This is a genomic window from Streptomyces asoensis (assembly GCF_013085465.1).
GTDB lineage: Bacteria > Actinomycetota > Actinomycetes > Streptomycetales > Streptomycetaceae > Streptomyces > Streptomyces cacaoi_A.
Map to the genome: position 1 here is coordinate 4,454,807 of NZ_CP049838.1, position 14,782 is coordinate 4,469,588.

The window sequence follows — 14,782 nt, forward strand, 5'->3', positions numbered from 1 at the left end:
CATGAGGCGGGGGATGAACACCACAGGTTCAGCAAGGGCGGCGGATTCATCGGGTTCGGCGAAGATCATTTCCTTCTACTCGTTCAAGGGCGGAGCCGGCCGCACCATGGCCCTGGCCAACGCCGCCTGGATCATCGCCAGTCAGGGCAAGTCGGTGCTGGTCATCGACTGGGATCTGGAGGCGCCCGACCTCCACCTCTACTACGGCGCGTTCCTCCCGGTCTCCGACTTCAGCTACTCCGACGGTGTGCTGGACATGTTCTCCGCCTTCGCCGACGCAGCCGCCGTCGTGCACGACGACGACCTGCGGGCCCTGCACCCGCAGCACACCGACTTCGAGCGCTACCAGGTCGACCTCGACCGCAAGTTCCCGAACGGCGGCCGGCTGCACTACATGGGCCCTGGGCGGATGGACGACGAGTACGCCAACCGCCTGGCCGCCTTCAACTGGACCGGGTTCCACACCAGCGACGACGGTCAGGACTTCCTGGAAGCGCTGCGGGAGCGGCTGCACGACAGCGACTACGACTACATCCTGATCGACAGCCGTACCGGCTTCTCCGACGGCGCCCGGATCTGCACGCTGGCCCTCCCCGACAAAGTCGTCATCGCGCTCACCATGAACCCGCAGGCCATCCAGGGCGCGCGCAAGATCGCCGAGCTCATCCGCCAGTACCGTCCGACCACCGAGCTGGACTTCGTACAGATGCGGGTCGACCAGAACGAACGGGACCGGCTGGACCAGCGCTTCGTCGAAGCACGTCAGGCCCTCGACCCGTATCTGGGCATCACCGACGAGAACGCGCTCGCCACCTACTGGGGGCAGATGAGGGTGCCGTACGTGCCCTACTACACGTACGGCGAGGAACTCGCGGTGATGCGGGAGGACCCCCGCGTCAGCGGCAGCATCGTCGCGGCGTACGTGCAGCTCGCCGACCGGATCACCGGCGGTGACATACGGGACGTCCAACCGCCGACGGCCGCCGAGTACCACGCCTATCGCCGGCTCCTCTCGCAACGCGAACGGCTCCAGGCCGAGCAGGAGAGCGTGCCCTGCACGGTCACCCTGCTGCACGCGCCCAATGACCAGCTGTGGGCCGACTGGATCGGCGAGCTGTTGCGGCCCACCCGGATCCAGATCGTCCCGCCCGGCGACAAACCCGCCGACGCCCTGCCCGACACCACCTACGTCCTCGCCCTGCTCTCCCCGCACCTCGCGGGGACGCGGGCCGGTGAGACCGTCGCGCGTCTGACGACCAGCGCACCCGTCGGCAGCGGGCCCGGCGACCAGCGGGTCATCGGCGTGCGGGTGGGCACCGCACGGTTCGCGCCGCACTTCGAGTTCGGCCGGCAGAACACCATCACGCTGGACGGCCAGAGCGAGGACATGGCCCGACAGGAACTGCTCGGCCACTTCGGGCTGCACGTCGACGCCGAGCCGGAGCCCGCCTGGACCGCTCTGCGCTTCCCCGGACTCCGGCCGACGGTCTGGAACCTGTCGATGCGCAACGCCGGGTTCGTCGGGCGGGTCGACCAACTCGACGCTCTTCAGCAGGGGTTCGACTGCTCCGGCGTGGGCTACTCCCCGCCCCAGGTGCTGTGCGGCCTGACCGGGGTGGGCAAGCGGCAGATCGCGCTCGAGTACGCCCACCGGTTCGCCTCGCAGTACGACCTGGTGTGGTGGGTGTCGGCCGCGACCGCCGAGAGCATCCAGGACTCCTTCACCAAGCTGGCCAGGGCGGTCAACGACAGGAGCGACGGCCGGCGCAGCGGCGAGGACCGGCAACCGCTGCTGGACGACCTGCGTCAGGGACGGCATCCGGAGCTGCGCAGGTGGCTGCTCGTCTTCGACGGCGCGGTGAACCAGCAGGAGATCGAGGAGTACATCCCGACCGGTGGCACCGGCCATGTCCTGATCACCTCGAACAGCATGGAGTGGGCGTCCGAGTACGCGAAACACGCCGTCGCCCCCTTCACTCCGCAGGAGAGCCTCGCCCTGCTCAGCCACAGGCTGCCCGGCCCTGCCGACGAGGAACTGCTGCGGCTCGCCGAACGACTGGGGCACCTGCCGATCGCGGAGGAGGCGGCCGCGGCGGTGTTGCGGGCCTGTCCCCAGGACATCGACCCCTACATCGAAGTGCTCGACAGCGGTCAGATGGCCTCCCAGGAGGCGGTCCTGCCCGAGTACCGGGACTTCACCCAGGTCTGCCGACTGGCCTACGACGACCTGCGGGACCAGTCCCCGGCCGCCGCCCGGCTGCTGGACCTGTGCGCTTTCCTGTCACCGGACGGCGTGGGTATGAACGTCGTGCAGTCGGACGGGATGGTGGAGCTGCTGAAGCCCTTCGATCCCGAGCTCGGCGACTCCGTCTTCACCCTGTACCGCCACCTCCACCTCCTCGGCAAGCAGGCGCTCGCCGTCCAGGACCTCCCCTCCCAGACGCTCAGGATCCAGCGCGTGGTGCAGGATCTGGTACGGAGCTGGATGTCCGAGGAGGAACGGGACTCCACCCGCGCCGCGGCTTTGGGGATCCTCGCCTCGATGGTGCCGAACGACCTGGAACGCCACAGGCCGAAGCACCACGACACCTTCATGGAGCTCGACAAGCACGTCATCGTCTCAGGGGCCGTGGACAGCGCCGATCCGGAGGTCCACCGCTGGCTGGTCAGCCAGGTGTACCACCGCTGGATGTCCAATGACTGGAAGGGCGCCCGCGAGCTCGGTGAACGCGTCCTGGAGCGCTGGAGGCAGACCCCGGGCCCGGACGACCTCATGACGCTGCGCATGGAGTCTCAGCTCGGCGCGGCCTGTCGGCTCCTCGGCGACTACCGCACGGCGCTCGCCCTCACCACCCACGCCGCGACCACCCTGCGCAGGAACGGGAGCAACCAGGCCGACATCCTGCTGGCCCGCCGCGGCTACGCTGCTGATCTGCGCGCCGCGGGCAGGTTCGGGGAGGCGTTCGACGAGGACCGGGGGACCTTCTCGGGACTTCAGGAGGCCATCGGCGAGAACGCCAACGGAACACTGGCCGCCTCCCACAACCTCGCCCTGTCGAAGTTCTACGTCGAGTCGGTCCCGGCCGCCATCCTCCAGGAGCAACAGGCGCACGAGCGGCGCGAACAGGGCGCGCCCGACAAGGACCCCGACCCCAAGCGGTGGGTGTCGTACGCGCACCTCGGCACCTACTACCGGGAGATCGGCGACCTGGACACCTCGGTGCGGTATCTGACCGAGGCCCGCAACCACCTGAACAAGCTGCTGAACTCCGGCTCCCACCACACGCTGGGCGCGGTCGCCAGTCTGGGCATGACCATGGTGCGCCAGGGCGACGCGCTGCACGGCCTGCCGCTGCTCAAGGACGCGTACGTCGCCTACCGCGACCGGTGGGGCGAGGAGCATCCCCGCACGATGTCCTGTCGCGTGTCCATCGCCATCGGTCTGCACGCCCAGGCCCGGACCGCCGACGCTGTGGCCTACACGCGGGATGTGCTCGGCCACTACGTCGACGTGTTCGGCGACGACCACCCCTTCACCGGCATCTGCCGCAGCAACCTCGCGATGTACCTGCTGGGCTGCGGGGAGGCGGAGGAGGCGGAGGAGCACGCGGGCAAGGCGGTGCTCCAGCTGAAGGACGCTTTCGACCGCAAGCACCGCTACACGCTGGTCGCCCGGATGAACCAGAACAACTGCGTGGCCGCGCTCGGCCTCGTGCCCGTCGGGGAGCTCGCCCGCGAGGACCAGGACATCCACGACGGCTGCAAGAAGCCGTCCGCGTGGGGGGAGAGCCACCCGGTCACGCTGACCGCCATGGCGAACCTGCTCGCCTCCCGTCCCCCGGCGGACGGCGAACTCGCGGCAAGCCTCGAGCGCAAGGTCACCGAATACTTCCCGAAGGACCACGGGCTCGCCAGGGCGCTGCTTGCCGAGCCGTATCAGAGGATCGGTGCCGATCTGGAGGTGCAGGGTGTCTGACCCTTCCACGGCACCGGCGTACGCCCCGGCACACGGACTGGACGGAGTGGATCGGCAGATGGGCGAACTCGAATTACAGCTCCGGCAGTTACTGCATTCGTGCGGCCTGGCACATCTCGCGTTCTACGATCGGGACCGGGCGAGAATGTTCGCCGCCGACACCCCGAAACCGTCGGAGGAATTCCCGACCGAACTGGCATCACGCCGTCTGGAACGCGCCGGACGGCAACTCTTCTACATCCTCGAGGAATCGGCGCCGGATTTCGCGGAACTGCGCACCGGCGCACCCATACGCACGGTGGTGCGTATTCCGAGCGGAGCGCTTCTCTACCATTCCGTCGAGGCGGGATTCCATCTCTGCTGCGCCACGCCTCAAGACCAGGTCACCGAGCTGATCGCACGCATGACCGAAGGCATCGACGACCTCAGGCCGGCCGTCCGTTACAGCCTGCTCCCGCGCCGCTCGTATCTGAGCAGGTACGCCGCCGCGGCTGCCGCTTCGGTGCAGCCGCCCACCGTCGAGCATGGCTCCGAGGACGACGACATCACCGAGGGCAGCCCTTACACGATGAACTCCGCCACCGACGCGACCGCCGAACTCTCCGGCCTGATGCGCGCGGCCCTCGGCGTCGACGGCCTGCACTATGTGGCCTACTACGCCGCCGGCGTACCCACCTGCACGGTCGACATCTTCCGCCACCCCGCCCTGCGCACCCACTTCGGCGCCTTCACCACGCCGCAGCAGCGCCGGGACAAGTACAGCCTGCTGGGCCAGCTCCTGCCGGGCGTCACCCGCCGTATGAACACCTCGCTGCACGCCCTCCTGGAAGGACAGATCCACCAGATCGTCCTGAACATGGAACAGGGGGCCGTCTACTTCCAGCACCTCCAGGAACGCCACTATCTGCTCGGCATCTCCCTGGACCACTCCCGACCGGCGGAGGCGGACCGGCACATCGAGCGCCTGGGGAGCGAGTTGACGAGCGACTGACGTCTCGGGCGGGGGCAGAGAGAGCCCGCCCCGGGAAACACGGCGGGTGCCCCGCACCGCGTGCGCACGCGTACGCTCGGACAACTCGTGGGGGCCAGGGGGAGGCGGTCGCCGATCCGGCGATCTCGGCCGCGGCCGGCTCCGTGCTCGTGCCAGGTCCTCGCGGCCGGTCTTCCTGGGATGCGCTTCAGGTTCCCGCGCAGGCTTGGCTCGGACCCGCGCCGAAAGGACCCGGTCCGCGGCTGACCGCGGCCAGGCTGTGCGCCGTCCCCGGCACTCTCGAACCTGGCGACCCCTTCACGTCCGCTGCCGCCGAGCAGCGGACGGACCCGGCTGCCTCACCTTCCACCGCCTGGGAATCCCGAAGCGGCAGCCGTCCGGGCCGGCGGCGAACGGTCTCTCGCAGTGATCGCCGGACTCCGGCCGACAGCCAGACACCCCCCCCCCAGCCCCCCGGCCGAGCCTCCAGACACCAGCGCCCGCCTGAGCCCCGATCCGGTACGCTGTGGATCGAGCGTTCCTGGCGGGCGCTGCGGCGTGTCATGCGGTATACCGCGCATCTCGTCACCGCAGCGACATGATCAGGTCGCTGGGCCTTCGTAGCTCAGGGGATAGAGCACCGCTCTCCTAAAGCGGGTGTCGCAGGTTCGAATCCTGCCGGGGGCACCAGTTCAGAAGGGGTCCACCTCCGAAATTTCGGAGGTGGACCCCTTCTGACATCCAAATCTGAGGACACCACGGCGACGCTGGACCTGGTGGCGGACGTAGAGGACGACGTAGAGGACACGGTGTCCAGGTCGAGGTCTGACCAGCGAAGGCCGACGATCTCACCTCGCCGCAGCCCCATGGCGATGGAGAGCACGAAGGCCGCGTGGAGCGGGTCCTTGCGGGAGACGGCGAGGGAATCGAGCGCCCGCGCTGCCCCGAATGCAGCCAACCCCTGGAGTCCGGCGGCCTGTTGTTCTCGAGGCGGGAGGACGACAGTCGGCGGACCTGCCGGGCGCTCCGGAGGTGTGCTGAACGGCATCTGGTGGACCTGGGCAGACCGGCCAGGCCAACCGTTGGAGGGCTGCCCGGTCCCGAGCCTGTTCCGATGACATCCAGCGCTGACATCGACGAGGGCGGACCAAGGCGGCTATCGCGGTCTGCGTCGCAAGGTGGTGCCGTACGTGGGTGAAGGGCCCCGGACCGATCATGGTCTGGGGCCCTCAAGAGGGGCTGAACAGGGCCTGGAGGGTTCGGGTGGCTGTTTCGCGCAGCCAGGCGTGGGCGGGGTCGTTGTCGTGGCGCTGGTGCCAGAGCAGGTAGAGGGGTACTTCGGGCAGGTCGAGCGGCAGCGGCAGTGTGGTCAGGCCGAGTTGGTGGCGGGCGGAGCGGGTGGCCGCGTCGGGGAGGGTGACCACGAGCTCGGTTTCGCGGGCGAGTTGCAGTGCGGTGGCGGTGGTGGGGGCGGAGGCGATGACGCGGCGCTCGTGGCCGAGTGCGGTCAGGGCGTCGTCGATCCGGTCGTGGAGGCGTCCGCGCCGGGAGACGGTGAGGTGATCGGCCGCCGCGTACCTCTCGGCGGTCACGGGCTGTTCGGTGAGGGAGTGGCCCGGGCGGACCGCGAGGACGAGCCGGTCGCGGCCGATGAGGCGGTGGCGGATGTCGGGCAGGGACGGCGGGCCGGCACTGGAGGCGAGGTCGACCTCGCCGCGGCGCAGCTCGGGGGTGTCGTCGCCGGGCTCGGCGGTCAGCCGCAGCTGCACCCCGGGGGCCTGGCGGTGCACCGCGGCGATCAGGGCGGTCCCGCAGGTGGTGGCGAGGGCGTCGTGCCAGCGGACGGTGAACACCCGCTCCAGAGTCGCCAGGTCGAGTTCCGTCTGAGCGGACAGCAGGTGGTGGGCCTGCTGTACCAGGGCGTGGACCTGGGTGCGCATGGCCAGGGCGCGGGTGGTGGGAGTCATGTGGCGTCCGGTGCGGACCAGGATCTGGTCACCGGTTGCTTTGCGGATACGGCTCAGAGAGCGGCTCATCGCCGGGGAGGTGACGTGGAGGCGGGCCGCGGCCCCCTGGACGCTTCCTTCCTCCAGGAGCGCGTCCAGGGCTGTGAGCAGGTTCAGATCCAGTTGCATGGCAGTAACTGTATAAGTGAAAACCATGCACTTGTTGTTAACAGTCGCGGCTTCTACCTTCGAGATGCGGGGCGGAGAACAGCTTCCGGAAACACCCCCGCTTCTACCGAATCCAGGGAGTGCGCCATGACCACAGCCATGCCTTTCGACCTCGACGCCACATTCCTGTCCGCGGTGACCGCTGCGGTGGAGGACGCCGGAGCCACCCTGCGGGAGCGCTACACGACCCATGCCCGGGGCGTGAGCCTGGAGGAGGTCGTCGGCGAGATCTACGCGAACGACGACGCCGTCCTCGCCGTGATGCGCGAGCCGCTGCTGCGGGCGAGGCCGGGGTCGCAGTGGGCGGAGGACGAGCTGGCCGGCGGGGCGCTCCCGCCGGGCGAGTGGTGGGTCGTCGACCCGGCCGAGGGCAACATCAACCACGTACACGGCATGCCGGACTGGGGCGTCACCGCCACCCTGGTGCGCGACAACCATCCGGTCCTCACGGTCGTCCACCTCCCGCTGACCGGCGACACCTACACCGCCACCGCCGGCGGCGGCGCCCACCTCAACGGCCGTGCCCTGACCGTGTCGGCGAAGAACGACCTGGGTGCCACGCTGATCGGCACCGGCCAGGCCCGGCCCGGCGAGAGCACCGACACCTTCCGCCGCATCGGCGCGTCGGTCACCGCCATGCTCACCGCCGGTCTCGTCGTGCGCGTGTCCGTCCCGGCCACGCTTCAGCTCATCCACGTCGCCGCCGGACGCATGGACGCCTTCTGGCAGTTCTCCGACGTCCGCTCCGGCCTCGTCGCCGGCGCCCTGCTGGTCACCGAGGCCGGAGGCACCGTCACCGACCTGGACGGCAAGCCCTGGAACGCGGCCAGCCGCGACTTCCTGGCCGCGGCCCCCCACATCCACACCGCCGCGCTCGACGTCCTCGCCTCGATCTGACCCCCCGGCCCGAACCTCCCTGGCCCTCCCACCCCAGACCGCAAGGAAGCCCCCTATGACCAGCATCGGCATCCTGGGCGCCGGCCGCGTCGGCACCAACCTCGCCCGCACCCTCACCGCGGCGGGACACCACGTCACCCTCGGCCGCCGCGGATACGGCGACGAGAGGGGCGCACCGCCCGCGGACGGCACCACGATCCGCTACGCCGATCACTCCACCACCGCCCGCACCGCGGACATCGTCATCAACGCCACCCCCGGCGACACCACCCTGGACCGGCTCACCGCGCTGCGGGCCGAACTCGCCGGCAAGATCCTCATCGATGTCTCCAACGCCACCCACGACGCCGACGACGGCCTGCCCGGGGACCTGCGCCACCCGGGCAGCAGCCTCGCCGAACAGCTCCAGGCCGGCCTGCCCGACACCCACGTCGTCAAGACCCTCAACACCATGCTGTTCACGGTCATGACCGCCCCCGGGGAACTGACCGTCCCGCCCACCGCCTACCTCTCCGGAAACGACGAGCAGGCCAAGAAGACCGTCACCACCCTCCTGGGCGACCTGGGCTGGCAGACCGACTGGATCGAAGACCTCGGCGACATCACCACCGCCCGCGCGACAGAAGCCATGATCCTCGTCGTCCCCCACGTCCTGCGCCGCCACGGCTTCACCCCCTTCGCCGTCTCCCTCGCCCGCTGACCCCGCCCCGCTGGGAGAGACGTGCCCCGGGCCGCGTCCGCCCGACAGCGCCGGGCGGGCAACGGCCCAGCGGCACCGGGTGCGCCACGCAGCGCAGCGCCGCCGCGCCCCCGATCACGGGCAGCGGAAGGAGCCGGGTGCTGTGGCCGGGCGCCGTGGGCGCGCGCACAAAGGCGCGTGTGCCCGGCCGTCAGGCCCACCTCGTCGCGCCCCCTTCGAGCCGATGTACGACCGGGCCGGCTGGCTGTGGCGCGCGTAGACCGAAGTCACGGTCCGTAGCGCACCGGAGGAACAGCCCGGACGGCCTCACCGGACGGCCTCACACCGCATGTCATCCACGCAGGGCGAGCCCCGTCACAGGCTCCGACTGCTGACCCGTACCCGAGACGATCCACAGACCAGGACGGCCATGACCACGCTTTCCACAGCCCGAACCGCCTCACCGCAACGGCCCACCCGGGCCCGTTGGACCGTCCCGGCCCGGCTGCGCAAGAGCATCCTGGTCACGCATGTCGTCTCGGCGGGAGCCTGGATCGGCATCGATGTCCTCTCCGTCGTCCTGGTGGCGATCGGCTGGGTACGCGCGGGCGACGACCGCACCGCCGTGTACCGCGCACTCGCGGACTTCTTCGTCGTCCCCCTCCCGCTGTCGGCCCTCACAGCAGGGACGATCTGCCTGATCGCCGGCGTCCTGCTGGGGTTGGCGACCAAGTGGGGACTCGTACGCTTTTGGTGGGTCGCTGTGAAGCTGGTCCTCAACGTCGTCGCCTGCGCGATGATGCTCGCCTTCCTGGGCCCCATCACCGAACTCGCCACGGGCGAACAACCGTTGCAGGACATCTGGTTCGTCTCGTTCCTCGGAGCCACCGCCCTGGCGCTCCTGAGCTTTGCCACAGTGCTCTCTGTCTTCAAACCATGGGGCCGAGTCATCGAGCGCACCGCACGGGTGGCGAAAAGTGATCACCCCGGGTAAACAAACCTCGCCCGGATTCTCGAGCCTCGGGCGCAACCGTGGCCTTCGGGGACCGGTGATCGTCCGGTGGCGTCGGGCGTATCAGGCGCGGTCGTGGAGGGTGACCTGGTAGCCGTCGGGGTCGGCGAAGGTGAATGTCCGGCCGAAGGGGCCGTCGATCGGTGCGGAGACGATGGTGTGACCGTCGGCGACGAGAGCATCGTGAATGGCCTGGACGTCTGTGGCGTGGAGCCAGATCGCGGCACCGATGCCCGGCTGAGCAACGGATGCGAGATCGGTGCCGGGAACGACGTCGCGGAGTGCGAACGCGATCGGCTTCGTCTCGAAGACGACGGCGTGCGGAGGTCCGGCCTGCGAGCGGACGAGGCCGAGGTACTGCTCGTAGAACGCCTGCGAAGCGTCGAGGTCGCGCGCTTGGAGCGAGATGAAGTCGGGGCCGGTGACGGGCACGATGATGCTCCTTCATTCGTGTCAGTTTTCTGACACGGGTCAATCTATGTCAGAATGCTGACATGAGTCAAAACGGTGTCGGCGTCGACCTGGAGACGTCACTGGGCTACCTGCTGAAAGAGGCGTCGAGCGCGCTCCGTACAGCCATGGAGGCGGTGCTGCGGCCGCTCGGGATGAGCGTGACGCACTACTCCTGCCTCGAGCTGCTGGCTCAACGACCGGGCTTGTCGAACTCCGAGCTCGCGCGGGGCGCATTCGTGACACGGCAATCGATGAACGTGCTGCTCCAGAACCTGGAACGAGAGGGCTACGTGACCAGGCCCGCGGAGGCACCCGTCGGGAAGGTTCTTCCCACGCGACTCACGCCTCGCGGCCGACGGAGCCTCGAGAAGGCGACCGTGGCGGTGCGGTCCGTCGAGGTCAGAATGCTGGCCGGCCTGACCGGGACCGAGCAGTCAGGCGCGCTCCGGATCCTCCAGAGCATGATCCATTCCCTGCGTGAGGGCGACGACGGTGCATAGCTCGTTCTCCGGCGCACGTCTCGTCGCGCCCCGGCAGGAGTGCCGAGTGCGGTGGCCCGTTGAAGGCCGGCTCGATGGCACTTCGTCACCGCGAGGAGGACGACCGCCGAACCTGCCGTGTGGCCTGGGGCTGCTCCAACCAACACGTCCGGTGGAAGTGGGCCGACCGTCCAACCGCCCCGTTGGAACTCTGCCCCTACCCGGATCTGCTGGACGGCTGACATCCGCACCTGACATCGGCGACAGCGGGCTTCAGCAGACTTGAGCCACCATCGAGGCGTCCGGCCCGCGGCAGGCCGGGGTCTCGGTCATCTCCTTCAGCGAGGTGTCCTCGGCTCCTCGGGGCGCGCAGCCCGCGATCCCGGCAAAGCCGACCAGGTCACCGCCCCGTCCGTGGAGAGTTTCGTCCCCGTAGGGGTGATGGCACCGGATTCCCCGGAAGTCGTGCGCGCATCCCGCAACGATGGCCGTGTTCGGCACAGGGAGGCGTTCTGTTCGGCCTCGGCGCGGATGGCGTGGCCGGGGTCAGGGCTGCGGTCCGGATCGTGTGAACGCCGCGTTGACACGCGTCCTCGCCGGACGTTGACTGGCAGCACGGCGCAGGGCCCTGCCACTGCGGAACACGCGTGATGCATTCCGCCTCACCGCCTCGCCCAGACCTCGCGGGGACCCACCTACCGGACCACGGCGAGACGGCCATGACCGTTGCACGGCTCATCGGGCACACGGCTCAGACGATGAAGGGCAGGGTTCGCCGGAAGTCTGAAGCAGGCCGTCGAGAAGACCAAGAGCGCCTTCGGGCGGAACGGAAGCGGCACCTGATGATGTACGACCAGACACGCGCCCAGCAGCCCGCGGGACAGACCCGAAGCACCGCCGAGCGCCGTACCCCCGGCCCGGAGCCGCTGCTCCCGTCGAGCGAACGGGACAAGATCGCCCTGCGCCTCGGGCACGCCCTCAACTCCTTCACCGACACCCCGCGCGAGGCGCTGGAAGAGGCGGAGAGCGCCTACGACGAAGCCACCGCCCAGCTTGTGAACGTCCTCGCGGAACGGCGGCGTGTTCTGCGCGCCGGCTGGGAGGAGCAGGACCCCGCGACCCGGTCCGACGAACTCCGGCACGCGCTGAGGGAGTACCGGGAGATCACCCGGCGGCTGCTCCAGCTCTAGGGCGGACACGGCCCAGGGCCGCCCGGAGCGCCGTAGCCGCTCCCAGGCGGAGTGCGGGACGCGGAGTAGTGTGGACAATACCGAGGGTATTTCGCACACCGGCTTCCACGCCGGGTCGTTCTCGGCGAGAGCTGAACCCGGGCCGCCGCGGAGGCGGCCCGGAGACGGGTCCGCATCATGCCGGCGTCCTTGCACCCCGTCCCGCCGCACGTCGAGCTCGTCGCAGCCCCGGCCGCGCGTCTCGCGCTGAAGACCGACGGTCCGCCCCGTGGACTCCTGGACGGCGCCTGGTGGCCCCGCTCCCGGGATCTGCTGAGCGAACTGCCCGCCCTGACCGAGGTGTTGGACCCACTGTGGGGCCGCATCACCCGGATCGCCGTCAACTCGACGTACTGGCCGGTCGTTCCGCGTCAGGTTCCCGCGGGCGGCCACATCGTCAAGGTCGGCTGGTTCACCACGGAGATCGACCCGTACAAGCTGCTGCTGCTCTCGTACGGCACCAGCCGCTGGGATCTGCTGGTCGTTCCGCCCGAGACGGGGGCCGAGTCGGCGGCCCGGCTCATGGCGGCCGCCTCCGACCACTCGGGCCCGCCGCTGACCGCGAGCGCGCTCATGGCCGCGGACGAGGCCCGACACGGCGCCTCCGTGAGCGTCGGCAGGACCGGGCAGACCGGTCGCCTGATCGTCGGTAGGTGAGGACGCCGTCATGAACCTCTTCCTGACAACCGTCCACGTCCTGGTCCTCGTCGCGGCGACGGGATACGTGATCCACCGGCTCGGCATCCAGCACGCCGACAGAATCGCCATGCACCGGCACGGTGTCGCCCTGCCCGGTCTCCGCGGACGGGGCACGCCGCAGCCCGCGGTGGAACCCGAGCAACCCGAGCCGCCGTCCGTCGGCGCACGACGGGACCACCGTGACGGGGGTCGTGGCCGCTTCCCACCACGCCGCCGACGCAGCCGCAGCAGCGGCAGCGGCAGCCGTACGACTCGTCACGGGTGACCGGACCGTTCCGGCGGCGACTTCGCGCGCGGACACCGACAGATCGCAGCGTCCGCATCCTGGGATCGGGCGACTTCGGACCGTCCGTCACCCGGCACGAGGACTATGCTGCTGCGCAGACGTCCCAGACCCCGGCGGCATGCTGTTGCTCAACGCAGATGGCTGCGGGGTACGGACTCTTCGTCTGTCACCCGCCGCGTCCCTGGAGGGAACCGGGTGGATCCAACGTCCTGCTGTGCAGGCCGTCGGACCGGCCGTCGCTCTGCCTCCGCCGAACGTACGCCCCTGTCGGCAGCGCGCCCGGGAACCCGGGACTCCGACGTCACCGCGCCCGCTGCCGGATGGTCTTCCGAACCGAGGCGTCATGCTCCTTCCCCAGCTCACCGTGTACCGCCATGACCGAAGGAATCGGGCGCTGATCACCCTCTCCGGTGAGATCGATCTCGACTCCGCGCCGTTGCTGTGCGCTTCCCTGGAACGGTGCCTGCGCGACGGTATCCACACCATCGACGTCGACCTCACCTCCGTCCGCTTCTGCGATTGCAGTGGCCTCAACGTCTTCCTCCGCGCCGCGCAACAGACCACCGTGGCCGGCGGAGCCGTACGGCTGCACCACCCGCCGCCGGTGCTGGCCCGGCTGCTCGATCTCACCGGCTGCGGCTTCCTCCTCCTCGGCCCTCCGTCCGGCCCGCTGCCCTCTCCTCCCGGGGACGCTCCGGCCGCGCCCGCCCCGGCCGCGCCGCACGGGTCGGTCCCGTCGGCGTCTGTTCTCTCGGGCGATGTGCGATGACGGTCGGCCCTCGGCAGCAGCGGTCCGGGAAGCCCGAAGGCGGCGAGCCGTCCGCCACGGTTCCGGTGCGATTACGTCGGTCTCCGGTACGCGGCGACGGGTCCAGTCGGCTCGGCTTCGCCGGATCATCGCCAGGCAGCATCAGACAACTCACCGTGTCCGGTGGGGCCTTCGCGCTCGCCGACATCCGGATCCGGCCGCACCCGCAGGACCGCCTCCTCGCCCCTCCTGTGCTGGAACGGCTGTTGACCGACCGTCAGGCATCGCTCGACGCCACCTCGGTGGACCGGGCCGATCGTTCGGCCTCCACTGCGCTCGGAGAAGGAACCACGGCGAGGCCGAGGGGCCGCCTCGTCACGATGTCCGAAGGCGGTGGCCCTGGTGGGCCATGACAGCCGGTCGGCCCGCATCCGGTTGCTCGTGGCCGAGCAGGCCGCCCGACGTGGTGCCCGGGTCGGGGTGGTGGACGTGTGCACCGCGGCCGTGGCCGCGCTCCCGGTCGGAGGGGCCGGACTGTCGGCGATGTCCCGGACCGCGCCGAGCCACCCGCTGTGCAGCACCGACGACATCAGCCGGCAACTGGAAGAGCTCCAGCTCACCCTGGGTGAGGGGCCTTGCGTGGAGGCCTTCGCACGCGGCTCGGCCGTCCTGACACCCGATCTGCTCACCGTCGAACCGAAGGACCACTGGGCCGTGTTCGCCGATGCGGCCCTGGAAGCCGGAGCCCGCGCGATTTTCTCGCTCCCCCTCCAGATGGGCGCGATCAGCCCGGGAGTTCTGGATCTGTACGCCGACATTCCGACCGTGCTCGACATCGAGGAACTGGCCGACGCGATGGCGTTCGCCGATCTCGCGACTCTCCTCCTGCTCGATGCGAGGATCGACGAGACGGGCGCGGGCGCACCGACCGACAAAACGGTGCCGGACCGCGGCTTCGAGGACCTGGGCGCATACCGGGCGGAGATCGACCAGGCCACCGGGATGCTCACGGTCCAGCTCGGAGTCGGCATCGACGAGGCCTTCGTCCGGCTCCGCGCCCACGCCTACGCGCGGGAACGCCGGCTCGCCGACGTGGCCGCGGACGTGGTGGCCCGCCGACTTCGTTTCCCACCGGACGCGGAGCCGGATCAGACCGAGGAGGCAACCTGACGTATCGGTG

General features: G+C 69.9%; 13 protein-coding genes, 1 tRNA gene and 1 pseudogene. 12 read left to right on the forward strand and 3 right to left on the reverse strand.

The genetic code is table 11. The annotated features are described in order from the left end of the window. Positions 1-13 precede the first annotated feature (13 nt). The 3 genes from fxsT (at position 14) to G9272_RS19790 (ending at position 5,636) form a co-directional block, all read left to right on the forward strand. Entirely contained in the window at positions 14-3,976 is a 3,963-nt protein-coding gene (fxsT, locus tag G9272_RS19780; protein WP_171397826.1) for an FxSxx-COOH system tetratricopeptide repeat protein, read from the forward strand. A 145-nt stretch (positions 3,977-4,121) separates the two neighbouring features. Continuing rightward, positions 4,122-4,967, forward strand: a complete 846-nt coding sequence (locus tag G9272_RS19785; protein ID WP_171397827.1) for a hypothetical protein — start codon at positions 4,122-4,124, stop codon at positions 4,965-4,967. A 593-nt stretch (positions 4,968-5,560) separates the two neighbouring features. Further along, a tRNA-Arg gene (locus tag G9272_RS19790) sits at positions 5,561-5,636 on the forward strand. Positions 5,637-5,695: 59 nt separating this feature from the next. Here G9272_RS19790 and G9272_RS45325 read toward each other — a convergent pair. Both G9272_RS45325 and G9272_RS19795 read right to left on the reverse strand, forming a co-directional pair. After that, a pseudogene (locus G9272_RS45325) lies at positions 5,696-5,859 on the reverse strand (site-specific integrase); the annotation flags it as partial. A gap of 316 nt (positions 5,860-6,175) precedes the next feature. Next, positions 6,176-7,081, reverse strand: coding sequence for a LysR family transcriptional regulator (locus G9272_RS19795; protein ID WP_171397828.1), 906 nt, complete (start codon positions 7,079-7,081; stop codon positions 6,176-6,178). Positions 7,082-7,207: 126 nt separating this feature from the next. Between G9272_RS19795 and G9272_RS19800 the strand changes: the two genes are divergently transcribed. The 3 genes from G9272_RS19800 to G9272_RS45330 all read left to right on the forward strand — a co-directional run bounded on the left by G9272_RS19800 (position 7,208) and on the right by G9272_RS45330 (position 9,690). Next, complete coding sequence (locus G9272_RS19800; protein WP_171397829.1) at positions 7,208-8,017, forward strand: inositol monophosphatase family protein; 810 nt, start codon at positions 7,208-7,210, stop codon at positions 8,015-8,017. A 55-nt stretch (positions 8,018-8,072) separates the two neighbouring features. Beyond that, on the forward strand, positions 8,073-8,717 hold the full coding sequence (locus G9272_RS19805) for an NADPH-dependent F420 reductase (protein ID WP_171397830.1): 645 nt from the start codon (positions 8,073-8,075) through the stop codon (positions 8,715-8,717). Between the two features lie 409 nt (positions 8,718-9,126). After that, positions 9,127-9,690, forward strand: coding sequence for a hypothetical protein (locus G9272_RS45330; protein ID WP_253267859.1), 564 nt, complete (start codon positions 9,127-9,129; stop codon positions 9,688-9,690). Between the two features lie 81 nt (positions 9,691-9,771). Here the strand turns inward: G9272_RS45330 and G9272_RS19815 are convergent, their stop codons facing one another. After that, positions 9,772-10,140: a VOC family protein gene (locus G9272_RS19815; RefSeq protein WP_171397831.1), complete on the reverse strand. Its 369-nt coding sequence runs from the start codon at positions 10,138-10,140 to the stop codon at positions 9,772-9,774. A gap of 62 nt (positions 10,141-10,202) precedes the next feature. Between G9272_RS19815 and G9272_RS19820 the strand changes: the two genes are divergently transcribed. The 6 genes from G9272_RS19820 to G9272_RS19845 all read left to right on the forward strand — a co-directional run bounded on the left by G9272_RS19820 (position 10,203) and on the right by G9272_RS19845 (position 14,772). Then, positions 10,203-10,661, forward strand: coding sequence for a MarR family winged helix-turn-helix transcriptional regulator (locus G9272_RS19820; RefSeq protein WP_171397832.1), 459 nt, complete (start codon positions 10,203-10,205; stop codon positions 10,659-10,661). A gap of 821 nt (positions 10,662-11,482) precedes the next feature. Next, positions 11,483-11,830, forward strand: coding sequence for a hypothetical protein (locus G9272_RS19825; RefSeq protein WP_171397833.1), 348 nt, complete (start codon positions 11,483-11,485; stop codon positions 11,828-11,830). 177 nt (positions 11,831-12,007) lie between these two features. Further along, positions 12,008-12,526, forward strand: coding sequence for a DUF5994 family protein (locus G9272_RS19830; RefSeq protein ID WP_437184285.1), 519 nt, complete (start codon positions 12,008-12,010; stop codon positions 12,524-12,526). Positions 12,527-12,536: 10 nt separating this feature from the next. Continuing rightward, positions 12,537-12,833, forward strand: coding sequence for a hypothetical protein (locus G9272_RS19835; protein WP_171397834.1), 297 nt, complete (start codon positions 12,537-12,539; stop codon positions 12,831-12,833). Positions 12,834-13,197: 364 nt separating this feature from the next. Then, the gene (locus tag G9272_RS19840) at positions 13,198-13,623 is read left to right on the forward strand and encodes an STAS domain-containing protein (RefSeq protein WP_171397835.1); all 426 of its coding nucleotides are present in this window, start codon (positions 13,198-13,200) and stop codon (positions 13,621-13,623) included. 381 nt (positions 13,624-14,004) lie between these two features. Beyond that, on the forward strand, positions 14,005-14,772 hold the full coding sequence (locus G9272_RS19845) for an ANTAR domain-containing protein (RefSeq protein WP_253267860.1): 768 nt from the start codon (positions 14,005-14,007) through the stop codon (positions 14,770-14,772). Positions 14,773-14,782: the final 10 nt, after the last annotated feature.